This is a genomic window from Enterococcus raffinosus (assembly GCF_001886185.1).
In the GTDB taxonomy this organism is placed as follows: domain Bacteria; phylum Bacillota; class Bacilli; order Lactobacillales; family Enterococcaceae; genus Enterococcus_A; species Enterococcus_A raffinosus.
The window spans coordinates 170,284-195,423 of record NZ_JXLA01000001.1 but is presented as its reverse complement, the minus strand read 5'-3'; the positions used below and the strand labels follow the sequence as shown (position 1 = coordinate 195,423).

Annotated in this window: 21 protein-coding genes and 2 pseudogenes; 2 read left to right on the top strand and 21 right to left on the bottom strand. The window is 34.9% G+C overall.

The annotated features are described in order from the left end of the window. Positions 1-164 (top strand): annotated as a pseudogene (locus tag RV13_RS00925) (hypothetical protein); the annotation flags it as partial. A 57-nt stretch (positions 165-221) separates the two neighbouring features. Here the strand turns inward: RV13_RS00925 and RV13_RS00920 are convergent. The 21 genes and pseudogenes from RV13_RS00920 to RV13_RS00820 all read right to left on the bottom strand — a co-directional run bounded on the left by RV13_RS00920 (position 222) and on the right by RV13_RS00820 (position 22,067). Then, entirely contained in the window at positions 222-389 is a 168-nt protein-coding gene (locus RV13_RS00920) for a cysteine-rich KTR domain-containing protein (protein WP_001803271.1), read from the bottom strand. 118 nt (positions 390-507) lie between these two features. Continuing rightward, positions 508-2,427, bottom strand: a complete 1,920-nt coding sequence (gene tet(M), locus RV13_RS00915; protein ID WP_000691737.1) for a tetracycline resistance ribosomal protection protein Tet(M) — start codon at positions 2,425-2,427, stop codon at positions 508-510. Between the two features lie 15 nt (positions 2,428-2,442). Then, positions 2,443-2,490, bottom strand: a pseudogene (locus RV13_RS21630) (hypothetical protein); the annotation flags it as partial. A 313-nt stretch (positions 2,491-2,803) separates the two neighbouring features. Further along, on the bottom strand, positions 2,804-3,733 hold the full coding sequence (locus tag RV13_RS00905; RefSeq protein WP_000584386.1) for a conjugal transfer protein: 930 nt from the start codon (positions 3,731-3,733) through the stop codon (positions 2,804-2,806). 16 nt (positions 3,734-3,749) lie between these two features. Continuing rightward, positions 3,750-4,772, bottom strand: coding sequence for a bifunctional lytic transglycosylase/C40 family peptidase (locus RV13_RS00900; RefSeq protein ID WP_000768372.1), 1,023 nt, complete (start codon positions 4,770-4,772; stop codon positions 3,750-3,752). Continuing rightward, the gene (locus RV13_RS00895) at positions 4,769-6,796 is read right to left on the bottom strand and encodes a CD3337/EF1877 family mobilome membrane protein (protein WP_000192392.1); all 2,028 of its coding nucleotides are present in this window, start codon (positions 6,794-6,796) and stop codon (positions 4,769-4,771) included. Before RV13_RS00895 ends, RV13_RS00900 begins: the two co-directional genes overlap by 4 nt. Then, positions 6,793-9,246: a conjugal transfer ATPase TcpF gene (gene tcpF / locus RV13_RS00890; protein WP_000331165.1), complete on the bottom strand. Its 2,454-nt coding sequence runs from the start codon at positions 9,244-9,246 to the stop codon at positions 6,793-6,795. Before tcpF ends, RV13_RS00895 begins: the two co-directional genes overlap by 4 nt. After that, positions 9,230-9,625, bottom strand: coding sequence for a conjugal transfer protein (locus RV13_RS00885; RefSeq protein ID WP_000723887.1), 396 nt, complete (start codon positions 9,623-9,625; stop codon positions 9,230-9,232). The genes tcpF and RV13_RS00885 overlap by 17 nt, the downstream gene beginning before the upstream one ends. Before the next feature lie 71 nt (positions 9,626-9,696). Next, positions 9,697-10,335: a DUF6037 family protein gene (locus RV13_RS00880; RefSeq protein WP_000248477.1), complete on the bottom strand. Its 639-nt coding sequence runs from the start codon at positions 10,333-10,335 to the stop codon at positions 9,697-9,699. 55 nt (positions 10,336-10,390) lie between these two features. Continuing rightward, entirely contained in the window at positions 10,391-10,885 is a 495-nt protein-coding gene (locus RV13_RS00875) for an antirestriction protein ArdA (protein ID WP_000870467.1), read from the bottom strand. A gap of 66 nt (positions 10,886-10,951) precedes the next feature. Next, a complete protein-coding gene (locus RV13_RS00870; protein WP_001565981.1) occupies positions 10,952-11,713 on the bottom strand; it encodes an abortive infection family protein in 762 nt (253 codons plus the stop codon). Between the two features lie 59 nt (positions 11,714-11,772). Beyond that, positions 11,773-11,994, bottom strand: a complete 222-nt coding sequence (locus tag RV13_RS00865) for a hypothetical protein (RefSeq protein ID WP_001009054.1) — start codon at positions 11,992-11,994, stop codon at positions 11,773-11,775. Beyond that, a complete protein-coding gene (locus RV13_RS00860) occupies positions 11,991-12,281 on the bottom strand; it encodes a hypothetical protein (RefSeq protein ID WP_000055376.1) in 291 nt (96 codons plus the stop codon). The genes RV13_RS00865 and RV13_RS00860 overlap by 4 nt, the downstream gene beginning before the upstream one ends. Next, complete coding sequence (gene mobT / locus RV13_RS00855; protein ID WP_060789584.1) at positions 12,278-13,462, bottom strand: MobT family relaxase; 1,185 nt, start codon at positions 13,460-13,462, stop codon at positions 12,278-12,280. The genes RV13_RS00860 and mobT overlap by 4 nt, the downstream gene beginning before the upstream one ends. Before the next feature lie 181 nt (positions 13,463-13,643). Continuing rightward, positions 13,644-15,047 carry an FtsK/SpoIIIE domain-containing protein gene (locus tag RV13_RS00850; protein ID WP_001130244.1) on the bottom strand — a complete coding sequence of 468 codons (1,404 nt, stop codon included), beginning with the start codon at positions 15,045-15,047 and terminating at the stop codon, positions 13,644-13,646. A gap of 21 nt (positions 15,048-15,068) precedes the next feature. After that, on the bottom strand, positions 15,069-15,842 hold the full coding sequence (locus tag RV13_RS00845) for a Mom family adenine methylcarbamoylation protein (protein ID WP_000185761.1): 774 nt from the start codon (positions 15,840-15,842) through the stop codon (positions 15,069-15,071). Positions 15,843-15,851: 9 nt separating this feature from the next. Then, positions 15,852-16,229 carry a YdcP family protein gene (locus RV13_RS00840; protein ID WP_001234191.1) on the bottom strand — a complete coding sequence of 126 codons (378 nt, stop codon included), beginning with the start codon at positions 16,227-16,229 and terminating at the stop codon, positions 15,852-15,854. A 20-nt stretch (positions 16,230-16,249) separates the two neighbouring features. Then, on the bottom strand, positions 16,250-16,564 hold the full coding sequence (locus RV13_RS00835; RefSeq protein ID WP_000421279.1) for a YdcP family protein: 315 nt from the start codon (positions 16,562-16,564) through the stop codon (positions 16,250-16,252). 199 nt (positions 16,565-16,763) lie between these two features. Continuing rightward, positions 16,764-18,557, bottom strand: a complete 1,794-nt coding sequence (locus RV13_RS00830; RefSeq protein WP_000181735.1) for an ATP-dependent helicase — start codon at positions 18,555-18,557, stop codon at positions 16,764-16,766. Beyond that, positions 18,554-20,743, bottom strand: a complete 2,190-nt coding sequence (locus tag RV13_RS00825; RefSeq protein WP_000470931.1) for an ATP-dependent nuclease — start codon at positions 20,741-20,743, stop codon at positions 18,554-18,556. Before RV13_RS00825 ends, RV13_RS00830 begins: the two co-directional genes overlap by 4 nt. Positions 20,744-20,876: 133 nt before the next feature. Further along, on the bottom strand, positions 20,877-22,067 hold the full coding sequence (locus tag RV13_RS00820; protein WP_000997693.1) for an IS256-like element ISLgar5 family transposase: 1,191 nt from the start codon (positions 22,065-22,067) through the stop codon (positions 20,877-20,879). Positions 22,068-22,971: 904 nt separating this feature from the next. Between RV13_RS00820 and RV13_RS00815 the strand changes: the two genes are divergently transcribed. Continuing rightward, a complete protein-coding gene (locus RV13_RS00815) occupies positions 22,972-24,813 on the top strand; it encodes an AAA family ATPase (protein WP_010745207.1) in 1,842 nt (613 codons plus the stop codon). Positions 24,814-25,140 lie beyond the last annotated feature (327 nt).

Sequence of the window (25,140 nt, the reverse complement as noted above, 5' to 3'; positions counted from 1 at the left end):
TTATAAAAGCGAATTATGAAATTAGCTCACCTACAGATAATTTGATTAAAAGCACTCGAAGGTTACAGGTAGAAAAATACATGGATAGCTTTACAGACAAAGAACTATCCTTAATGGAAGCACTAGCAAAAGGTATCAATGAAGCAAGAAATATTGAAGGCTAGTCAGTAAAATTCAGATAAACAAAAAGAGCCGATAAGATGAGAGTTTCATTTCTCAAATTATCGGCTCTGCGTCTTGGCGTCTGGCTCTTTGATTGTTATTATATTCATTTTTTGAACATTAATTAAAGTTTCGTTCTTACATTTGGGGCAGTATAAAGGGAAATTTTTAAGTATAGTATCCACTCGTATTCGTAGTCTTGTTTTATTTCCACAAATAGGACACAATATCCACTTGTAGTTTATAATAACAATCTCCTCCTTTCCACTTTAATTCAAATCTATATTAAAGAATATTTCATCTTATTTAATAAGAAACCATATTTATATAACAACATAAAACGCACTAAGTTATTTTATTGAACATATATCTTACTTTATCTATCCGACTATTTAGACGACGGGTCTGGCAAACAGGTTCGCCAGTGGTAACCTGATATCCTTTTAGCTCTGCTAAACAAACACTAAGCCCATTTGTAAAAAAAGTTAAATCATTGCGATAATCTTGAATACATCGAGCAGGAATTTCTCCAATAATAATGACCTCATTATTTTTCAGTTGAGTATTTACGATATTTGCACAATATTTGGGAGCATCGTTATATGCCCGTGAAAGATATTCCTGTGGTGCATAAACTTTAAAACTAAGATATGGCTCTAACAATTCTGTTCCAGCTTTTCTAAAGGCTTGCTCCAGTACAATAGGAGTAAGCATCCGAAAATCTGCTGGAGTACTAACAGGGCTATAGTATAAACCGTACTTAAAACAGATTTTACAATCCGTCACATTCCAACCATATAATCCTTGTTCGCAACCATAGCGTATCCCTTCCATAACTGCATTTTGAAATGATTGATTTAAGTATCCAAGAGAAACCGAGCTCTCATACTGCATTCCACTTCCCAACGGAAGCGGTGATACAGATAAACCAATGGAAGCCCAGAAAGGATTTGGCGGCACTTCGATGTGAATGGTATATTCTGCATTTTTTAACGGTCTCTCCATATAAATGACTGTAGGCTCTTTTAGTTCTATCTCCACATGATACTTTTCTTGCAACAGTGCACTAATCACTTCCATTTGTACTTTCCCTAAGAAAGAAAGTATAATTTCATGTGTCGTAGAATCCACGTAATATCGTAGAAGCGGATCACTATCTGAGATTTCCAAAAGGGCATCAAGCAACATTTCTCTCTGTTCAGGTTTACTCGGTTCAACAGTTGTTTGTAGTAGAGGGTGCGGATTTTCAATCTTTTTTCTCTGTGGCAATAGTTTTGTATCTCCAAGAACACTATTTAACTTCAAAAACTCATTTTGCAAAATAACAATTTCTCCAGAATAAGCTCTATCAATCTTACATAATTCACCATTTATTGAAGTATACATTTCTGTAACTTTTATTTTTTCTTTTTCTGATACTCTAACCGAATCTCGTAAATGTAGTACTCCACTATAAAGGCGTATATATGCAAGACGTTGTCTTTTTTTTGTATATTCAATTTTGAAAACATTTCCGCAAAGTTCAGACGGACCTCGATGTGTTGATGAATAAAATTTATTAGTAATAACTTCTATAAGGTTATCAATCCCTATATTACTTTTTGCACTTCCATGATAAAGAGGGAACAGAGAACAATTCTGAAATCTTATGCTTTCCTCTTGTTCGAGTTCCAATGCTTCTAATGATTTACCGGACATATATTTCTCTAAAAGGTCATCGTTTCCCTCTATTACCGTATCCCATTGTTCAGATTCGGTAAAGTTCGTCACACACATATTAGGATACAGTTCTACCTTCTGTTTGATTACAATTTCGGCAGAAAGTTTCTCTTTAATATCCTGATAAACCGTTGATAAATCAATTCCATTTTGGTCAATCTTATTGATAAAAAAGATTGTGGGAATCCCCATTTTCCTAAGTGCATGAAATAATATACGAGTTTGTGCTTGTACGCCATCTTTTGCAGAAATCAGTAGAATTGCCCCATCTAAAACTGATAATGAACGATATACTTCTGCTAAGAAATCCATATGTCCTGGCGTGTCTATGATGTTCACCTTCGTATTTTCCCACTGAAAAGAGGTTATTCCTGTCTGAATTGTAATTCCTCTCTGACGTTCTAAAAGCGTATTATCCGTCCTCGTTGTACCTTTGTCCACGCTTCCTAATTCTGTAATCGCTCCACTGTTATATAATAAGCTTTCTGTTAAGGTAGTTTTTCCTGCATCAACATGAGCTAAAACTCCAATATTAATAATTTTCATGTGATTTTCCTCCATTCAAAAACCCAAAAGGGCATAAAAATCCCAGTGATAAATACTTTTATCACTGGGATTTTTATGCATAACCATAGGTATACAAAGCATACAGATATTCTCTGGATACTTTAGAATCACATGATAAAGGTATTCTTAAACTGGGTACAAAAAACTAAGCCCTCCTAAAAAAGGACATCTAATTATTTGTTCCCGCTATCAAATTGACAGTTTATTTAAGAATACCTTGCCGCATATTTATTAACTCCTTTTAAATAGTCACTTAAATAATAGCACGTAAGAGCATATTTGTAAAGGAATCTCCAATTTTTTATCAAAAAGAGTACATGATTACAAAGTATCTGTAATCATGTACCAATATTTGTTATTTTACAATCTTCCAATTATCTTGTTTTTCTAATATCAACTCAAATTGCGAGATTTGGGTTGCCTTTGTTTCTTGATCTAAATATTTCACAGCGACATTCACGATTACTTGGTTATCTTTTCTGGTAAAGATAGGATTCACCAATTCCTCGAAAACATATTCCTTGTTAATCATAGGTAACACATGATTACTTACATAGTAAGTCAATTCTTTTTCTGTGGCGGTAGGATAGAGCTGGAAGAACGTTTCTAAAAAGCTAATGATTTCGTCCATCGTTTCTGTATCTACTGTATGGTCACTTTCTAGCTGTTTGGGTTGGTAGTCCGATTTTTGAGGTTTCTTACTCATTGTCGGATTTTTGATAATAACCATATTATCTGATTCATCTATATGGACAACCACATGAAAGCTAGACGATATAGTTTCCTTGTCTTTGTCTTCGGTAATAACTTGTTCAACAGAAAACAGTACCTCAAAGGTGTTCTCATTCACTTGAGAAACCTGCCACACCTGTATATCGTTCACACTAGAACTAGTAGGAATATCCTTACGAATCATTTCTTCATTTAATACCTGCAATTCTTCCGTCAAATAATGGGTCAATTTCTCATTTCGTTTATCAATGGCTTCTTGGGATTGTTGCCACGAAAAGTAGTCTTTCGCAAAGGATTTCACAAAACTTTCTACTTGGTTGGTATCGACAATCTGCTGTTTAATGATTTCTGTTTCACGGACAGTATGAGTGTCAATGGCAGTAAAATTTTTATAGATTCCAAATCCGACACTACCAATCAATAAAACCCATAAAACAAAGGTTAATTTCTTATGCGTGCCAACTTTAATCATCGGAACTTTTCTTTGCTTGCTCGGTTTTTTAGATTTCTTTGGTTTCTCCTTCTTTTCTTTTCGCTCGATTTTTATAATCATTTGATTCATTCCTTTCTTAGTTATGAATAACACGTCTAGCCCCAATCAGATGGTCTTGCCAATAACGACTGCTTAAGTCGCCATAACCGATTGGGTCGCCTGCATGATAAAAGCGATTTCCCTCTAAATATATCGCCACATGAGTCACATATGTGCCTGCATTATAGGTTGAATGAAAGAAGATAAGGTCGCCTGCTTGGGCTTCTTCCATAGAGATTTCTTGCGTAGCGTCATACTGATCTTGGGCGACACGAGGGAGAGAAATGCCAGCTTTGTCATACACCCATTGTATTAAGCCACTACAATCAAAAGAGGTGGTAGGCGACGCCCCTCCAAAGACATAGGGAAACCCTTCGTATTTCAAGGCTTCGTCCATAATGACTTGCACGGTTTCATCATCAAATTCTGTTGGGGAAGTGTCGGTTAGGTATTGTGAAACCAACTGAACATAAAACTGATTTCCATAGTTATATCGCCAACCACCATTCACAGGTATGGCTATGGGATTGGGATAGTCTGCTTTTTGACCACCCGACTTCTCTTTAGAAAACTGTTCGGCTAATTCATAGGTATATTTTTTCCCATGACTCCTCACATAATTTAAAAAGCCACCGCCATAATTATAAGATTGGATAACAGAATCTATATCCACTCCTTGTTGTTCTGCACTGGTTAATAATTCACTGAAATATTTAACCCCTTGTTTGATGGACTCTTCGGTACTCAAACTGTTGGGCGGTAAACCCAAAGATTCGGAACTTTGCATAACATCTTCTGCTGTACCGCCCGATTCCACTTGCATAATGGCTAAGATATAAGAAACATAGTCTTCAATCCCATATTCCTTACCATATTTTTCAATCAACGGACGGTGTGCCAACACTTCTGGTGAAACGGTCACACCGCCTTCTGGAATAGAAGAATCCTTGTTGTTTTCGCCACTGTCCGTATCATCTGCAAAGAAAATGACTAGGAATAATAAGAGAAAAAAGAAGAGAGAGAAGACCACACTACAAATCACTGTTATTTTTAGCTTCATGTTTGTTGTCCTCGCTTATCCGTTCTTTTATTTAGCTTCCTCTGATTGAATTGCTTCGGTGGTGTCTTTTGTTTTTGCTCTTTTTTCAATGGTCGCTGATGATTTTCACGTTTAGTGTTTTGTGACAAAACAGGCGTGACGGTTTGCTGACGCTTGCGAACATGCTGCTGGTTATTCTGAACAGGAGATGATGGGTTTTCTTTTCGTCTTTTTTCTTTTGCTTTATCCAGCTCCAAACGCTTTTGAGCAATGTTCTTTCGTTTTTGCTCCTGCTGGTTCATACGCTGTTGTTTGCGTTGAGCTTTGGTATCTGCCATAGATTGTTTAAAGTCTGTTACATTATGAGTGACATTCTCTTTTCCTTGATGAAGGGCATATTTGACATGGGTTGGTGTCGCCTGTATCTGTTGTTTTGCCTGCTTTCTTTTATTGACTAGACGATTTTTCGTGTCCAATACATGGGCTGTCTTTTCACCTAATCGTTGCCCGATACCGCCTTGTTGCTTTTTCACATTGGAAAGTGCTGTTTCTTTCTTTGGTGTAGTCCGTTCATTTTGACGAGTATGGTTAGCTTTATTGGTTTGATTCTGCTTTGTTGTCATTGTCTTTTGCTTCGTTGACCCTGCTTTTCCACGAAAAATCTTACTCATACTGCGTTGAAATCTTCTGGTTTGTCGATTCATCATTTGACGAGGTCTGCGAAACACTTGTCTGCCCATGTTTTGAGAGTCGTTGCTTTGTAAAGAGAATAGGCTCATTAAATCGCCCAGTTTAAAATAAATCCCTGCAAAGGTCACAATTTGTAAAAACATAATCATGAAAAAGGGAGAACTTGCTGACAGCGAATAAAGCATAGTGGAAATACTAAAGGCAACGGTAATAATCAAGGTAATACCAGCCCTTGTCATAATCACATTAAATAACTTGGTAATGGCATGCCTGCCCATGCCATCAAAACTCGGCAACATACTTAATAGGAAACTGATTGGCAAAAACATAGCGAAAATAATAAATAGCACTTGCGAAAAAATCATGATTCCTGTTAGAAGGAAAACAAAAATCGAGATACCAATATTGAATACAAACAAAAAGAAGACTGTTCCTAATCTGGAAATCGTCTTCGGTAGGGTTAAATAGGTATTGTCATGATCTTCAATTTCTTCAATCACTACATTTTCTCTATCTTCACCATTGTTTGTATCTGGACTGGTAGACAATAAACTTTCCACACGTTCTTCCCCTAACGCTTCTACATCAGTGGAGCCATATTGAAGCAATAGCCATGGTTGCTTTACTTGAACAGAGAATAAGCTGTCACGTATCATGTCCACACTGTCTTTCCCTTGACTATCCGTGTTAGGAAGAACAATTTTTGTCCCAATATTCAGACTGGCGGTACTGACATCTTTGGAAAAATCATTGATTTTCGCAATATAATCGGGTGCATACGCAATAAAGGAAGCCGATAGAATAAACACCACGACAAAGTTTAAAACAGCTCGTATCACTTTCGTCGTTTCTCGCTTAACCAATCCTGTATAGGCAACATAGATTCCAACAATGAGAATAAAAAGAAGGAGGAAACCGACATAAAACCCTGAACTGGAAAAGCCATTCGGTGTAATGCCTGCAATCGTCTGCATGTTTTCGCCAATTGCTTGGGATGTTTGACTAATGAAATCTAAGGCATAGGCTTCTTTCACCAAATAACCTGTGGCGTTCGATAGATAAAGAGAAATTGTCCAAATAAAATTAGTAATGGCATACAATCCATACATCACCGATTGTCCTATGCCATCACTCCAATTCCATGGAAGCCAGCCCCAGCTATTGTCCACATAATAATCAAGCTGATATTGATTCAAACCATACTTGGAGTATTCATTGCTTGTATCAATGGTTTCATCAACTAAGCCTGTCGCTTGTACTGCATTGCCCAGCGTGCCTAATAAAAGTAAAATAACGCCCACACAAAGGAGCGTTATCCAACTATAGTGAAGAAATTTCTTTTGTTTTTGTGTCATTCTTCCACCTCATTTCGCACAGGCGGTCTGGTATCAAAGGCATGAAGCAACTCTTCAAAAATCGGGTGAAACTGCATAACCCCTACACGACCATAGATGTCTGAAACTAAACATTGTCCATTTTCTAATTCACGTAAGCGTTTCTGATTGTTTTCATCTTCCTTGTCCACACCAAAAAATTCTAAGGTCTTTTTGATTTCCACTAGGTCAGTGGAACGAAAGGCAAATTTCAAGCCAATATTATTCTTCATCTTTTCATCTAGTAAATCGTCCGCGTTTTGAGTAACGAAATAGACCCCTGCATTCATGGCACGTCCTGCTCGAACCAATCGCATAGATAGAGCTTTTCCTTGTGCCACTTGTAAAAAACTCCAAGCCTCATCAAGGTCAACAATTTTAAAAATGGAACGGTCAGAGTGGATAAAGTCTAAAGCAAAGGTACTAATGACAATCAGCATTGCCACACTTAATAATTCCATGGTAGTGTATTCTTCAAAAGAGCTATTGGAATCGGGTAAGACCAAATCTGCCACTTGAATAATATTGAGTTGTTTTTCCAAGCTAATGGATTGGGTGACACTGCCATCACTGAATAACAGATGGGCAAAATCATAATCGACAAAGCTTTCGATATGGTCAGCAATACTATTGCTGATGGGCGTATCTTCTTTTCGCAATTCATCAATCACCAATAACAACCCTCGTTGTTTGCTTTGAGTTACACTCCGAATAGCTTTACGCAGGACAGGAAACTTCTCGCTATCTCGGCTGGAAATACCTGTTAAGAACGTGAGAATATCAATGGCAAGGCTTTCTGAATCTTTCGGGAGTTTTAAAATCACATAAGGGTCAAGTAACCCTTTATTGTCGTTCTCACTCGTGAGATTAACAATATTGATTTCATGGGCAATATCAGGTAAGGTTTCTTTCCATTCACCACGTTCAGCTTTTGGGTCAACAATGGTTGCCTGTCCGCCAAAGAGTACTGAATAATAGACCAGCATATTGTTAGAGAATGATTTTCCGCCACCTAATGAACCAATAAAAGCGGACGCTAATGCATTTGTTACAGAGCCTTTAATTCCTTGACTTGCAAGGCTAGGTTGGAGATAAATATTTCTGCCTGTATCGAGATTGTAACCGACGTAAATACCAGAATTTTCACCAATCATTTGTGTAGCACCGAAACCAAGACCAGCCAAAAAATCCGACGTGACATATTGAATATAGTCATTGATATATCGCTTGCTTGAGGGAATAAATTCATTATGCAAGCCTAGCATATCGCCAAAAGGTCGTACTAATTTGATAGACAGATCATCATAAAAATCTTTTACTTCATCACAACGTTGTTTCAGCTCGTCCAAATTCTTTGCCGATACCCGTACCACATAGCTTAGTTTGTACATAGATTCTTTGGTTTGGTCTAAATTACTTTCTAATTCATCGACAGATTCTAAAGCGTCCACCACATTAGTACTGGTTTCGTTGTCGCTTTCCCATGCGTGGCTATCTAAATCTTTCAGTTCTTTCTTTTTATTGCGAACGGTAGATAAGGCTTTTTTATTGGCGACAATTTCAACATTCATACTGGTATCAACGGGGAAAGTAAACTGCTGTTGCTGGTAATAAAAAATTTCACTATTAGGGAAATCCAATTCACCAACAATACTATTAATTGTAAAATACGCCACATAAGTAGTGGTATCTTCCTGTTCAATCCGTAAATAGCGTTGATTTTCTTCGATTAAACAGCGAGTGGGTTTGAGAATATCGTATTTCTTTACCAACACTTTTTTATCTTCGTATCTTTTCGGTAAATGGTAGTCGTAGTCATCAAAAGGGACACCTGTTTGCCCGTAAAGATGTTCAATAATATAACCAAAATCATCTTTCTCCAATTTACGAATCTGAAAGCGTCTGGATAATTTACTTTCTAACAACTGTTCCATCTTAGAAAAGCGTTCGATTTCCGCCATAGGCATAGAAACAAAATCGCCCATTAATTTGTGATTCACACCATGAAAGAATTCCGCAAATGCTTTTTGAATTTCTTTCCCAACATTTTTTACGGATACTTCCTGTTCATTGAGGTAGAGTTTAAAACCAATAAAAAAGCGATAGTCTACTTGATTGTCACCAATCATAGAAATTAACGCTTCGGTCTGTTCATCTATTTTTTCGTAAGCTATCTCTTTTAATCGTCCAGTGATTTCTTTTTTCGATTGTTCCTGTGTGGCTCGAATACTTGATTCGGTTGCTAGTTGCAGAGCATGAATCTTGCCATCACGATTTTGGGCAATCAATTGACAGAAATTATCATGAACTTGAATTTTTTCATCGGAACTTAAAAAACTGTAATTATAGGGAATTAATTCATAATAAGCGAATACTTCGCCATCATGATTAAATACGAGATTATCTTCCATATATTTAATCGGATATGCCATCTAGTTGTTCACTCCTTACAATCGTAATCGATTCATTCATTGTTTCTTTTTTTAATCGTATTTGTTTGCCAGCGTAGGTTACTTTAGGGCGTAGAGCATAGGTAATGATAGACTTTAGAAATCCATAGGGTTTCTTTCCGTCAAAGGTCTTTTGGCACATGAACCCAGTGAGAACAATGGGAATCCCTAAGTATTTGAGTAGTGCTCCGTCAATCAGAGAAAGTGGTGGTAAACTGCCAAAGAGTATGACGACAAACAAAGAAACGATAAACCATGTCATTTGCGTAAAGGTAATTGGGAAAGGGAGTTGTAAATCATTAATCGCATAAATCACTTTTTCTACTGACCAAATACTGGTGTAACTTCTTATTTTTTTCATGTCTTCACGTCCTTTCCGTAAAAATAGAAAAAGAACAATCAAAATAGGTGATTGCTCTTTCAATGCTTTAACTATTCAATTTTATTTTTTGTCCATTTTGCAATAATACCTTCATCAGTTTCTTCATCATCTGGATTCATTGAATATCTGAAACTTAAATTGGTATCTGACCCTAATCGTTCATATAAGCTGGGTCTATACAATCTCGTTTTATTGTCATTAAAAGGACTTCGTTTTCCCAGCTCACCATTTCCCTTTAAAGGATTTCTTCTAACTGAAAAACAATATTTTTTTCTGGGATCTTCTGAATCACTTTGACTTAATGAGAAACACATGGCTTCTTTTTGGTCTTCATTTTTCTTCTCACTAACTTCTGTCGGAATAAATCGAGCAAGAGTTTGGCTAAATTGAAATAAAACATCTCCCAAGTTACTACTGTATTCGATACCAAAATATTCTCTTATTGTTTTCGTGTCTGTATATAATTTTACCGAATTAGCATAGACAGCTAGCATATCTGAAAAATCGTTTTCCTTTAAAAATTCTAGTTTTAACAGAGCATATTCTGGAACTTTTTCCTCTTTTTCAAATAGCTTAACAAGTACAATATAATTTTGCTGTTTGTAACGAAAGTAAAAGGAATCTATCACCCAGCCTTTATCTTTCATGTCTAGTTTTAATAGTTTAAGATTTTCAAATACATTTACCATAATTTATACCTCTCCGTGCTATTTATTAATTTAATTATAACACGGATTGTTAAACTTACTGACAATATTCAAATACCCCATGAGAGGTAACTAGGTAATTACCCTCTATTTCCATATCACGTCCCAAAGATTGGTAGTCAATATAATTTTGTAAATTGGAAGGGACTTCACCAAGCTGTCCTGTTTCTTCCACGTAATAACGGGCGACATCTTCCATCGAATCACAATCACTATAACAATGAATATCCTCTTTGTTTTCCAGTAATTCTTCCAAGCTACTAAACCACATGCCTTGAATTTCTTTGAGTTCATTATAAATAGGTGTACCTTCGATTTCTTGAATGGCTTCACATAGACGGTTGATTTCACTAATCGGCGTGTATTCGTCCACATCAAAAGGAAGCTCAAAATCATGTATTGCATATTCTTCGTAGTCCTCATTTAAACCGATTCTTTCTGCCATTTCTTCCTCATCAATTGGTGGAGTAAACCATGCTCCGACTAATTCACCTTCATTATACCGTCCTAAATTTGCCACATAGACTTTCATTTCCAATTCTTATCACATCCTTTTTATAAAAATAGTCATAAAAAAAGTAGCAATCAGTTAATGACGCTACTTATCAAGGTATCCGCTAATATAATCTGTAACTGTACTTGAAATACCTATTATTAGTTTTGCTTCTCTCTTTCCAATAATATTTGTATTAGGGTGTGCAAGTGAATGCCTATTTCTTGCTTCATTAAGAGAGCTAATCATTCCATTTGATGACCTTATCGTTGTCTTCACTATATCAGCAAGTTCAGTAGGTTGAATTTCTTTTTCAATTAATTGTTGTATCCTACTATATAATTTAGATAGATTTTCGTCTCTAGGAACTGTAATTTCATATTTTTTTAGTATTTCAATTAAATATCCATGAAAAGCAGTGTGAACTCTGTCAAAGGCACGTTGATATTCACCATTACTCATAAAAGACTCAGCGTCTTCAATAGCTTGTGAAACCACATCACTAATTTTCAACTGACTAAAGTTAATTACTTCGTAATTCTCTGGAAGTGGTACTAAAATAGTATCCACTAATACATTATCACCTTGTTTATCATATATGGAGCTTGCTGTCTGGGTAATCAAATCTTTATGACTTTCAAAAAAGTCTAAATCATCAAAAGGAACTCTTATTTTAAGATATGTGCAAAGCGTATTCCAGCCCTTTTTATATCCTTTATAATAAGTAAAATCGTCAGTCTCATCTAAAGTTACCTCTGATATTTTCATTTTAGAAACAATCTCGTTACCTCCTTCATAATAATTTGAAGAGCTCTTTCTTTCTAATGTTTTAATTAAAAGAGATTTAAATTGATCATTTGTAAACATATTCATAAATCCTTTCATAACAAAATATATACTTCCTATTTTATCATGAAAAATATCTGTTAAGCACCAATGATTCGGTTAAATAAGTTTAATAACACATCTTTCACGCCAGCTGCATTGAACACAAGTCCGACGGCGATTAGAGCAATAATCAAGAAGCCAATGAGTTTTGAAAATTCTCGTTTAAAACCTAAAAACAGTCCAATGACAACAATCGCTAACAATACCAATGACTGTGCATTATCCAAGAACCAGTTGTACAAATTCTGCCCAAAATTCATGTGATTGTCCTCCTTTCCTTAAGATATTTTTCTCGATAATAGATATAGCTTTTTACACGCCTTAATAATTGAAAAGGGGTTAAATGCTCTCCATAGACGGTTACTCGATTGGTATAATTATTATAAAATCTCACCTTGTAAAAATCATAGGTATAGATGGTATCACCAGCTTGCCGTTTTCCCTCAATAATGAGAGACGTATATTTCCCTGTATTTTGTATATACGCTTGAAACTCAATGCCACACTGAAACCCTAACTTCTTTAATTCTTTTGTTAAAAGGCTCATGTAATCAAATCCTCCATGGCTAGATGTTGTTGTTCAATTAATTTCTCATGTTTTTCTGTCAGTTTGGCTTCCTGAATCATGGTGGAGATAATGGTTGTACCGTTGAGAACATCTAAAATGCTTGCGATTTTTAATGTAGGGGCGACTTGATGATGTAACCAGTTCAATGTTCGTTCAAAAGAATAAGGCTCTGGCTGTGTGGTTAGGCGTAATGCTCCACGATTTTTACCGATAAACCATTCCCAACGTTCATTAGTTTTCCAATCACTCCGACGTTTAGTGTCGTCTTTATCTGCAAAGCGGATATAGCGATTGATAATTTCAAAGGCTGTTTTTTCCGCCTGTTGATGTGCCAATAAATCTTTCATGGCTTGGGTGGCTCGGTCATTTTTTAACCGAATTTCAAACCGATTCTTTACTTCTGCGTCTTCTAAGGGAACATCATTTTTCACGTATTGCTCATAATCTTTCTCATATATACAGAAATAGACTTCACTTTTTAATGAGCCAATATAAAGTGTGTTTCCCATGTATGGTTTTTCATCACGGTGAACCAATTCACCACTGCGATAATTTTTAAAGCTTCGAAAGACGGAAATGCATTCTTCCTGTTTACATTTCTTTGCCAAATCTGGAATATTCAAAATCCCTGTTTTATCGTTGATAGCTAAATCCAAGCGTTTGAAAATACCTTTATGTTCCATGCAATCTTGAAAGAAATCATACCAGCTCCGATGTTGAGCCAATAGAAAGTTTTCAAATTGCCGACAGCCTTTTCCTTTCAGTTCTAATAAAACACCTTTACTTACATCATGAGAGACTAGGACAACAATATCACCGAAACGATAGTGTTCGGGATAAGAATAATAGCCAAAGTCTTCGTGTAGCATATAATCCATATTCAAACGTAAAACCTCACCGATAATTTGAACCACATCATTGGTAGGGAATCGAATCCGTACATAGTCGAATAACATCTCCAATGGGTTATCGGGATTGAAGCGTTCCAAAGCGTTCAGTAAATCTTCTTTCACCTGTTGAGTAGGGACTGCCTTGCCTGTTTCAATATCCGATAGGTAAGGTCTGGTAATATGAGAAGCAACCGCCAGTTTATTTTGAGAAACGCCATAAGCCAGTCGCTTTTCTTTCAATTCCTTAATCCAAATTTTTTCGTTTTCCATTCGCAAACCTCCAATCTAAAAAAGATGTAAACTATGACCCTTGAGTTTACACCTTTCATATTTTCCGCAATCCTTTGTACCATCAACATTGGTTGATGAGAATTGCCTGTTTTCAGTTGTATTTGTGCCCCCCTGTTAGATAGAGGGGGCTAAAGGATTGGCGTGGCTAACGCCACACCAGTCAAAGCAAGTCTGAACCTGTACCTTTCACTTCGTGCGGTACAGGCTCAGATTGCTTTTTTTGAATGACTTTTCCTATTTCTCCTAAGAAATCGTACCTTTTTGGTACAAGGGGTGTATAAAACTCACTAATCACACTTTTTCCTGTATCCACGTAACCTCTTCCCTTGATGGGTTTTAAGAAAAATTGTTTTTGTGTATCGCTTCCGAACATCATACCAAAGCCCATTTCAGACATACGACCCAAAGCCACACGGAAGTTAAAGTTGTCCCGAATCCCATCACTAAAATATTTTGCGTCTGGACGTTGACAGGCAAGAATTAAAAAGAAGCCTGCTTGTCGTCCTAACATTACAATTTGTTTGAGTTTATGAATAACGGTGGTACTTTCACGACCTAGCATATCCATCATTGCCACATATTCATCAAAAATAAGAAAATTGGCAGACAAACCAAGATAAGCATAATTTTCTCCTGTTTTATAGTTAGGGTGTTGTTTCATGGTTTCACTGCGATCAATCATATCTTCGTAAAATTGATTGATACATGCCAACATATCTTCTTTACGGTAATAGACATTATTCATGACCGCCCCTAAGTCTGCCAAATCAGCATTTTTAGGGTCAAGAATATAAAGCTTTGCATTTGTATGCAGGAGAGATTCAATCAATGTGAGAATAAAATAGGATTTTCCACTACCAGTGCCCCCAGCAATTAACATGTGAGGGAGAGAATCGAACTCCCAATAGACCGATTCCATCAATTTGACACGTCCATCTTGAGCTACCACGTCTTCAATGCCAATTCGATTGCCAATAGTATCATAAAGTAGGACATACTCTACATAAGAATCTTTCAACGTTTTTTCCACTAATTCACAATACAATCCTGTTTCTAGTTTGTTTTCTAGGTGCAAAAGCTGATCTTGATATTTCCCTAAGGTGATTTCTACATGAATATGGATTAGTCCATCTTTCATTCGATAATATATTTTAGGAAAATGGCGGATTCGTTGTTTGGTTTTCTTGCTGGGTAAATCTTTAAAGAATCCCTCTGATTGAGTTTCTTCGGCTTCATACCAATGATTTTCTAAAATCATACGAGCTAACTTTTGACGGTGCTCTAACTGTTTTATAGAATCTATACGATAGTGATAATAAAGCCAGCTGATAAGTCCGCATACAAAAAGAGCAGTGAGAATACTGCTCCAAAAGTATGGCGTATGAAGTTGATAGAAAAATGTATCTAACTGAACTGCTTGCCAGTTCACCGATTGTAACGCTCTCCAATGAAAAGGGAGTAGGACGACTAGAAAAACTACCAGCAATGAAATTAGTACAAAATGATAGACCAAGTGCTTATCGTTGGCTTTGATTCGCTCTCCTCTGTCATGAAGCAATGGCATAAAAATCCTCCTTTCCACCTATCAAAATAATTGTGTATTGTAGATACGAGCCTGTTTATCAAAAGTTGGTTGAGAAATGGCTTCATATTTCTGATAAGCGATTCGCTTTTCAAAGCGTAAATTTTTTTCTTTCGGATAATAATGACGTCGATAGAGAGTGTGTCCTAACAGTTTTTTCGCTTCTTTTGTCAACGGATAGAGATAGCGAAACATGCGTCCATTGATTTTCTCAATCCCTTTGTATTCGCAAAATGCCTGGGAAAGCCAATGCTTTTTCTCTACCTGTTCAAAGCGAGCATTTTCCTCTAATAAAAGGCGAGCACTTCGAGGGTGTATCTTTTCCCATGACTGCTTATCACGATAGACACTTGTCTTGAAATACCCGCAGTAAAAGAAGTTGGACGCTTGATAGACATAGCCACATTTTCCCTCAATTCCATCTGCCAGTGTATATAAAAAATGACAGTCCGTATGTTCTTTCAACCACTTAATTAGAGCTGAAAGAGCTTGACTGCCAAAATAATTGGTTTGATTCATTTCTGGAAGAAAACACATCTTTCCAATTTCTAAATAATCTGTGGTTTGAAGGGAACTGTCGGGAAAGAGTTTGCGTATGGTTTGTAGGGGTTGCGTACCCCAGCCTAATTCCACAACGCCTAATAATTTTTCTTCTGAAAAAATCCCTAGAAAGTATTTACACAATCTAGGGAGTATCTTTGAATAATGGTATTGCCGAATAAAAGAAATGGCTTCATCTTTCGGAATTTCTTTCAAAATCAATGGTGTGTTTGTCATAAGCAACACCTATTTTTCACTTTCGGACGCTTCTTTTTTATATTTCTGATGAGGTTTTGTCTGTCCTTTTAATACAAGATCGTCTGCTTTCACGTACCAATCAACGTCTGCCCCTCGAAAAGTAGCCGTCGCTACGGTATCTGCCACAGGATTGATTAATTCCACTTCTGCGTTGTAGTCAAATTCTTTCAAAGGAACAGAAGCGGGGATACTGACTTGTATCATGCGTCCTTGTCCTTTTGATTTTAAGTCATAGGTACGTTCTTTAATTTCTTCGGAAACCGTACCATCTTCATTCTGGATACGAACCTCACGACGCAAGGCGGAAAATTTCAATGTGCCAAATGTCTGGTCTTTTTCAATCACAATACCTTCTGCTAATCTCATATTTTTTCACCTTTCCTTTCTTATGCTTTTACCATATCGTCTGCGTGCATAATGTAATTGGTAAATCCTCGATTGCCAATTTTATAACCTTCTGCGGTAATATGTGGGTTGATGAGTTTGACTTTTTCGTCGGATTCAAAATGTTTCTCGCCAGCTTCGGAGGGAAGAATGACAACAATATCATCTGCTCGTTGAATCGTTGAGTATAAATTGTAACTACGAGAGAGAATGGTTGGTCTGCCATTTATTCGACGTTGTTCAATGTTCCCTTCACCAGCATATTCTAATTGTCCAAATGTTTTTTCCATATTGGGAATGACATATTTAAGTTCCATATTTTTACCTATCCTTTCTGTTTTTATGTTTGAATGAATCTTATTTGTGTGATGGTTTTAAAGGGGGGAGAGCGACCTTTTGATTCTTGATTTTTTATTTTCATAAGTTCACTTCCTTTCAAAATTGGGTAAAAAAATAGACGCTCCGTACTGAGCGTCCGATTCCTACTATATTTAAAACAACGACTACCTAGGTATTTTAAATATTATAATCAAATTCTATTTTATCTAATAATTGAGTGGGATAAAGCAAGTCTCCTTTACTCGTAAAATAACCCACCTCTGAGAAAAGAAATAAATTATTTTTTGCTCTTGAACAAATTACGTATAGTAGTTTTCTCGCTGAACTAATTCCTTTATCAGAAACATTAAAAATTTCATTCCAATGAGGAATTTTCCCGTTTAGAAGATTAATAGCGATAACAGTATCATACTCATTTCCTTTAACTTTATGTGCTGTAGTAAGTGTGATACCATCTCGAGATTTAAACATCTTCTTAAAACTAGATACACTACTAGATAATGAATTATTTTTTATCCGATCTTCTACTTCGTTAATAAAAAATAGATAGTGCTTAAAAATAGACGGGTAATTTTTCTCGTCAATATTAAGATTAACAAATATATGTTTGGTAACAAATTTGTATAAATCAACACCGTTGTCGTCTCCACTATACATTCTTTTCACACTGTTTATTAGCTGTAATAAATCTAAGTCAATAAAATAATCTTTAACTTCTATTCCAAATTCATTTTTTAATATAATTAAAATATCGTTTGCAATTAGCTTTCTTCTTCGAACCTTTTCACCTGATTCAGTAAAGTACAAAATTGCTAACTTGAAAAATAAACTATGATTATTTACCTTAATTGGTGATATATTTATAGCATCAAAATTGCAATACGGTAATTCTTTCTTTAAATACTCACCCAGTGAAAACAGAGGATAGTGTTGAGGAGCAAGTACACAAATATCTTTTTCATGAATGCCGCTTTCAATCTTTTCCTTTATTATATTTTTTATTATGTTGGGTAAATCCTCCTTAGTAACTTTGCAATCATAACTTATAAAACCACGGTCGTTTTTATTATTCCCTCTGCTTTCAATCTCGTAAGGACAACTCTGAAAATTAGAGTAGAAGTCTACTAATCTCTGATTAGACCTGTAACAGCCATGTAGCGTCTTTGATTGAAAAGTGTGACTAGTTAGCATTTCTAGTTCTTCAACTGATTTAGCTATACCATCTAATGATCCATAAATTGCTTGGTCAATATCTCCAACAAACATTGACTGAATTTGAGGGTTGTTTTGAAGTAATTTAGCTATTACATTGTATTGTAATTCTCTAGTATCTTGAAATTCATCCACATAAATCGCCCTTATATTACTAGCAATATTACGTGCAACGTTACTGTTTACAGTTAAAATTTTATACGCTACTAGTAAAATCATATCAAAATCAATTTCTTTATTTTTTTCCAACATAGTGTGATACATTTCAGAAACTTGAGTATACTGAACTTCATTAATTTTAAAATCATGAGAAAGTGACAAATCAATTTTGTTCAGTTCATACGTTTTGAGATTTAAATTCAGCATATTATTAATTTGGCTGACGTAAGCTCTTTGAGTATAATCATCAATAATTGTAAATCCTTTTGATACTCTTGAGAGATTCATTTTAAAAGGATAAATAATAAATTCAAGACAAAACTGATGTATTGTCCCCACCCAAATATTAATATCATCATCTATACTAAGTAAACTTAGGCGTTCCTTAATTTCTTCAGCAGCTCTATTAGTGTATGTGATAGCAATTATTCTTTTTAGTGATCCATCGTGTTTAATTGCTTGGTAAGCAATTTTCCTTGTAAGTACCCTTGTTTTCCCACTCCCAGGACATGCATTTACATAAAGGTTATCTTCACTTTCCACAACATCTTTTTGTTCTAAATTTAAATCATTTACGATTTTTTCGAAGATATTTGTCATTTTGAAACCTCAGCATAAAGTATTTTTGTGTAATTTTCTATCTGATTGATTAGATACACAACATCCTCATCTTTACCAAAGTACTCTAATAAAGAAATTATTGCTATATTCAAATCAGCTGTATCACTTGTTTTTAAACTAGCTGATAAAGCTGACAATTCTGTAGTTTCCTCGTACAAGTCGATTGTATGGAGTAGAATTTTTTTATAAATTGAGAGATCTACTATTTCCTGACATGCAAAAGCAATAGCATTAAGAATATACTTAGGAATTTTGATTAAAAAGTCAATTTTTTCACCTAACTCAATTGCAAACCACCCCTTACCAACATGATTGGCTAGTTTTAACATCGCTAAATTTCTTTCTAAATATTGTTCACTTTGTATTTCTTCTTTATAAGCAGTTATTGTTTTTTTATCTTTGAATGCGTCATCTATAATTGGACTGACATAAGTTAGAATATTTTCTTTATTCACATCTAAAAACTCAATTTCAAATGTTGTATTAGCATAAAAACAATTAACCCAATTGTTTTCATTAAAAAGGGAGGATAATTTTTCTTTTCTTGCTTGACCTTTCTCTTGTGCAGTGCTTTTATACAATCGATGTTCTGATGGGATTGCCTGTTCATCTAAATCAGTTACAATAGCACACTTTCTCTGTATTCTATCATCGTCAAACAAGCTAGCGATATATTCAAACGAAGTACTACCAACATTAATCAAACCTATTCCAAGTTCGTCTAAGTTTATACCAAATAATTTTTTTACTATTTGAGGAATAAGTATTTCTTCAGCATCTCCTTCAACTAAGATAACACCTTTAGAAAAAAGCAATCCATTTCTTTTAACATCTAAATATCTCTCTACTGCGTTTATTAGATTTAGATTGTTCTTTTTTAACTTTTCTTTAGCAAATGAGTTCAGATTATTTGCTGGATTCATAACGATAGATTTGCCATTAAACGATTTTAATACATTCATCCGAGATATTTCAGACACTTCAGCTAAATGTACAGAATGTGTGGTCATGAGAATCTGAGTATAGTTTTTTTGAAGATTTAATCCTTCGAACAGAGTTTTTTGAATATGATGATGAATATGAGCTTCTGGTTCTTCAATCAACATAATATTAAGTAGTTCTCTTGAACGACACGCTTCAAATTCGACTATTTTCAAAGCTAAATAAATCATATTTAGATGTCCTAACCCTAGTAAGTCTAAGTCGATATTTTGTTCTGGCTTCATTGAAAGAAATTTTGCTAAAGAACCCATATCATCTGACATAGTTGAGGAAAGAAGAAGATTAGGAGAATACACTGAACCAATTATGCTATTTAGTTGCCGATTAATATTTTCGCCAATTTTCCTAATTTCAGGAACACTGGTAATAGTCTCATTTAATTGCTGTATAATTGTTTTTAATGACTCAACATTATCTGATGATATTTTTGATTCAATTGTTTCCATGATTCTTTTGACAGGGTTTCGATTGTTTTTCATTTCTCTAAGAACATCTCGAAGAGCGTCAACATAAACAACCGAAATATGCTTGAAAATATCTGACATGTCAATTCTTGAGCCCAAAAGAGCTTCATCGTCTTCTTCAGGATTACTAGCTATATTGTCATTGAGTCTTCCTACCAATTTATCATAATTTTCATTGATACAGAAATTTAGATTTGATTTAGATGTGTAGTAAAATTCATAGTCGGATAGACGAATAGAATTTCTAAATTCGTTAAATTGATGAGAGTCTAATTCAGTGGAAATATCAAATAATTGCTTTCTAATAGCTTTGTTAGGTCTAATAAATAGAGAAATACTACCTACACCTTTATCTGCATTTGAAATCAATTCTTCTAAGATTGTTTGACTTTCAGAATTTAAAGAAATGGAAGCACAAATCTCATTGTCAAATTCTTCTTCGCTGATTCCTTCAAATGTCGCAGAGATAATAATCCAATGCCCTTGCCACCCATTTTGAATTCCATGAAAAAAATCTGATTCTTTCAGTGTTTTACTACTATAGTAATAACTATCATCTAATAAGATTCTCAATGCAGTAAGAGCATTGGTTTTCCCTGAATCATTCTCACCTATAATAGTATTTGTCTCATTATCGAATCGAAAGATTTCGGATTCATAATTTCTAAAATTTCGAATTTGAAGAGTAGATATAAACATAAGCAGATCTCCTAACTATTTAATTAATATGATTATATAGTAAGTTTATCATAAATTATGTTAGTAAAAGTTCTCATTATAAGGGAGCGTCAATAATTTTGTGTAAATGATTCTTCCCTACTGCAGATTGTTTCTAATTCTCAATCAGTTGGCTTAGCATTTGTTCAAGTTCGCCTTCGGCCTGTTGAAAGCCTTTATGACTGCGACCTAGGAATTTTTGGTTGTAAGTATCAAAAGACGAGACTAAGAAACGTTCCATCGACTCTTCGTTTTGGAACTGTTCCTTGCGGTGGCTGTATTTCTTGATTTGCTTATTAAAGGATTCAATCAAGTTCGTAGAATAAATACTCTTGCGTATGGCCAAGGGGAAATCATAGAAAGTGAGCAAGTGATCGTTCGAAAGAATCGATTCAACCACTTTTGGATAGCTGGTTTTCCTTTTTTCCGCAAAAGCACCACGTGCTTCCAACGCCACCTCTTTAGATGAGGCTTGATACACCATTTTAAAATCATCACAGACTTCCTTACGATCATCGACACGCACTTTGTGACTGATATTACGGGAAACGTGTACACAACAATGTTGAAAACGAGCTTTGGGATAGAACCGACTAATCGCTCCTACCATCCCCTTTAAGCCATCCGTGATGAACAGGAGGACATTTTTCAAACCGCGCTCTTGAAGGTCCAATAAAATTTCCTCCCAAATCGTGATGGATTCAGTCGGTGCAATCGCATAGCTCAATACTTCCTTTGATCCGTCCGGGCGAATGCCAACTGCGATATGAATAGCTTCCTTGGCGACGGTTTTCCGCTTTAACGGAATATACGTTGCGTCCATATAAATAGCAGCATAACGGTCATGAAGCTCCCGCCCTTTAAACGCCGTTACCTCTTCTGTAAATGATTTTGTTATATTGGACATGGTTTGGGGCGTGTAGTAATGCCCATACATTTTCTCAATCAAGTCTGCGATTTCCGACATGGTAATACCTTTTCGGAAGAGGTGAATGACGGTCTCCTCTAACGTGTCATTCGTCCGTCTATAAGCAGGAACAGTCTGTTGCTTGAACTCACCATTGCGGTCGCGCGGAATCTGGAGATGAAGTTCCCCATACTCGGTCTTGACCGTACGGTCATAGGAGCCGTTACGAGAATTACCCGTGTTAAAACCAATGCGATCATACTTTTCGTAATCTAGGAAAGCCGTTAACTCCGTTTTGAGAAGCGTATTGACTGCTTTCTCCAAATGGACACGGAATAATTCATTCAAATCGCCTTTGTTCGCTAGAGTCTTTAGAATTTCTGTAGTAAAATCGTTCATAGGGAAGTCCTCTCTTCTGTGAATGTGTTGTGGTAACTCTATTCTACAGAAGGGACTTCCTTTTTTCTATTTACACAAAATATTTTACACTCTCCATTATAACAATTGGGTTAAAAAGAAAATAGATAGTATTCTACCTCATATTTATTTGAAAGTAATATATAAAAGACGTTCAAATTCGAACGCCTCTCGTTAACCAAATATTGGATTCAGAATCTAGTTTTCATATATAAACAGAGTATGATTAGGTGCAAAAATTGCACTTTTATTGCACTTTTATTTTTATTTATAGTGTTTTACTGTTCTGTATATTGTTTTAACTCCCTTGATAGTATCGCATTCTGTTTTATACACTTTACGTTGAAAACAGAGTGGGAATAATATACAGGTGAATCAATTCTAGGATTGTTGATCTAATAGCATTTAATTCCAAGGCTACATTGAGATTTCACCGAATGTAAGCTTGAAAATTTCTAGCATGTGACCGTAAATGTGTCCACAGGTCAGTCGAGAAATCGGCTGGCTTTTTTTACTTTGCCAATCATACTACGCACGACTTATTTGATGGAATATATTGGAACTATTCAATTCACATTATTTTCAGAAGATGATATTTATGTTACATCGGGAATAAATCCTTGTTTTGTATTTAATGATTAATAAACTAAAAATCAAAGTGTGTAGTAGTGGAGAGAAACAGCTATAAACATTGAGTAGACAGTGTTTATAGCTGTTTCTTTGTTATAAAGTTTGTATTTACTACTCCTTAGTTAGATACTGGAGGTTGGTTGAAATTTAGTTTCTTCAACTATGAAACATATTTCCTGACTTGAAATTCTTCTATAACTAGATAACAGAATAGTCTATAATTATTATCTAAGCAATGATTTAAAGGAGGTACATTTTGAATAAAGATAAAATTATCAATCTCTTAAAAAAGTTCTATGCGCATTATAGTGAATATTTTCAAGATTCTCTCACTAACAAACCTGAATGGACAAAGGATATTGAAGTTGGATTGGGCATTTTTGAAAAAAATTACGATTCTTTATTAGCACTGATTGAAAATAGGGATTCTTTCTCTGATCGACTTTATGACTTATTTATTAAAAATCTGGGTTTCAATAAAGATTCTGATAGTTTTCAAGATACTTATTTTTCCAATTCTCCAGAATCTTTAAAGCAAAAACAAACTTCTTTAAATCAACTATATTACTTAACTATTATTGATGGTGAAAAGAACGCTGTTATAATCGGAGGAAACGGTTCAGGAAAGAGCTCCCTTGTTAGTTTTTTCAAAAACATAATTGCCACTAATATTGCAGTTATTCCAGCCAGAAAAAATTTATTTGTAAATAGTGATAGTGGAGGATTTTACAATACCAGTAAGGAGAATATACAGCAAACTCTTCTAACCAAGGATGTAAAACAACAAAATATCCATGAAATCTATGAGAATGACTTCTCCAAAATGATTGTGGCTTTAGTTAATGAATACTTTAGCCAAATTAACTTTGAATGGAACGATGGTCGAGGAAAAGATCCCAACACTGACAATATTTTTTACCAATTCAAGCGACTGTATCAAAAATTAATTCCAGATATCGATTTTGAAAATCCAGATAATACAAATAAGACTATAGCGCCTATAAAAAACGGAAGCGTATACTCAATAAATGAAATGAGTGATGGAGAAAGAATTATTATTTACTACATTATTCAAGTTTTACTAGCAGTTGAAAATTCAACGATTATCATTGATGAACCCGAGCTTTATTTAAATACTTCTATCTATAACCGCTTATGGAATGAACTTGAATCGCTTAGAGCTGATTGCCGTTTCATCTATGTTTCCCATCGAATTGACTTTATTGAGAGTAGAGTTAACTCAGATTTTATTTGGTGCAAAAGATATAGCTACCCTAATAAATGGGAAATTGAGTTTTTGAAAGATACACAATATGATAGCTTTCCTAAAGAGATGCTATTGGAACTAATAGGTGCAAAGAAAAACGTAATCTTTTGCGAGGGGAAAACAAATTCTAGCATCGACTATTCCTTATACTCCGTTCTTTTCTCAAATTTCGCAGTAATCCCTGTTGAAAACTGTGATCAAGTTAAAAGATATGTTAAAGCTTATAACAATCAGAAGAGTATCTTTCAAAATACTGCATTAGGTATCATTGATAATGATATGCGAACAGATGAAGAAATTAAAGAACTAAAAAAGGAGAAGATATTTACAACTAAATTTTTAGAAATAGAGATGTTACTATGTGATGAGAACGTAATTAGTGGTACTCTAAAAGCTCAATTCGATGAAGAAATCACTAAAAAAATAGAACTTTTCAAAGATAAATTTTTTCAAAAACTCACAGAAAGAAAAGAACAACTTGTACAAAGGCGTTTAAAAAAAGTTTTCGAACGACAACTTCATGACACTCATTTCAACACTAAAGAAAACTTAGATAGTAATATCCAAAACTTAACAATCGGACTCTCTAACTTGAAAAATATGGAGCAATTTTTTTCGGATTATGTTGATAACATTTTACAAACTCGAGATTACAATAAATGGTTAGAGATTTGTACTCTAGAGCATGACGAGATACTTAAAGGAATAGCTGATCAAGTAATTGACAAAGGCTACAAGAAAAAAGCACAACAATTTATAAAAAATGACCCCGATATACAAAACTATCTTCGGGGCACTTATTTTTCTGAACTACTATTACTTTTGAATTAAATTGTCCTTTTAAAATTATATAGATTAGCTACTCTCTAATCTATTCTACAAAAGAAACTAGAGATCAGCTTTTTAAATGGATAATGAAGTTTTATAAGCTCATTTTAAGATTAGTATATTCCACTTGAATTGCACTTTTTATAATTTCCAAACTCATTTTTCTGATTCCATGGTCCCTAATAGTTGTTGATATTACGCCATTCTCTATCATAACCCCAACTCCAAAAATTGAGTGGGGATAGCCTACAAACGCAAATTGGTTTGTTTATGCGGATTTGACGGCTTTTCTATTATTATAAAAGGGATAAAATTGATTAAAAATTAAAT

Bases quoted from the DNA above. Each gene is read 5' to 3' on its own strand.
- RV13_RS00905 (WP_000584386.1), bottom strand. From the start codon at position 3,733: ATGATTATAAAAATCGAGCGAAAAGAAAAGAAGGAGAAACCAAAGAAA.
- RV13_RS00900 (WP_000768372.1), bottom strand. From the start codon at position 4,772: ATGAAGCTAAAAATAACAGTGATTTGTAGTGTGGTCTTCTCTCTCTTC.
- RV13_RS00895 (WP_000192392.1), bottom strand. From the start codon at position 6,796: ATGACACAAAAACAAAAGAAATTTCTTCACTATAGTTGGATAACGCTC.
- tcpF (WP_000331165.1), bottom strand. From the start codon at position 9,246: ATGGCATATCCGATTAAATATATGGAAGATAATCTCGTATTTAATCAT.
- RV13_RS00885 (WP_000723887.1), bottom strand. From the start codon at position 9,625: ATGAAAAAAATAAGAAGTTACACCAGTATTTGGTCAGTAGAAAAAGTG.
- RV13_RS00880 (WP_000248477.1), bottom strand. From the start codon at position 10,335: ATGGTAAATGTATTTGAAAATCTTAAACTATTAAAACTAGACATGAAA.
- RV13_RS00875 (WP_000870467.1), bottom strand. From the start codon at position 10,885: ATGAAAGTCTATGTGGCAAATTTAGGACGGTATAATGAAGGTGAATTA.
- RV13_RS00870 (WP_001565981.1), bottom strand. From the start codon at position 11,713: ATGTTTACAAATGATCAATTTAAATCTCTTTTAATTAAAACATTAGAA.
- RV13_RS00865 (WP_001009054.1), bottom strand. From the start codon at position 11,994: ATGAATTTTGGGCAGAATTTGTACAACTGGTTCTTGGATAATGCACAG.
- RV13_RS00860 (WP_000055376.1), bottom strand. From the start codon at position 12,281: ATGAGCCTTTTAACAAAAGAATTAAAGAAGTTAGGGTTTCAGTGTGGC.
- mobT (WP_060789584.1), bottom strand. From the start codon at position 13,462: ATGGAAAACGAAAAAATTTGGATTAAGGAATTGAAAGAAAAGCGACTG.
- RV13_RS00850 (WP_001130244.1), bottom strand. From the start codon at position 15,047: ATGCCATTGCTTCATGACAGAGGAGAGCGAATCAAAGCCAACGATAAG.
- RV13_RS00845 (WP_000185761.1), bottom strand. From the start codon at position 15,842: ATGACAAACACACCATTGATTTTGAAAGAAATTCCGAAAGATGAAGCC.
- RV13_RS00840 (WP_001234191.1), bottom strand. From the start codon at position 16,229: ATGAGATTAGCAGAAGGTATTGTGATTGAAAAAGACCAGACATTTGGC.
- RV13_RS00835 (WP_000421279.1), bottom strand. From the start codon at position 16,564: ATGGAACTTAAATATGTCATTCCCAATATGGAAAAAACATTTGGACAA.
- RV13_RS00830 (WP_000181735.1), bottom strand. From the start codon at position 18,557: ATGACAAATATCTTCGAAAAAATCGTAAATGATTTAAATTTAGAACAA.
- RV13_RS00825 (WP_000470931.1), bottom strand. From the start codon at position 20,743: ATGTTTATATCTACTCTTCAAATTCGAAATTTTAGAAATTATGAATCC.
- RV13_RS00820 (WP_000997693.1), bottom strand. From the start codon at position 22,067: ATGAACGATTTTACTACAGAAATTCTAAAGACTCTAGCGAACAAAGGC.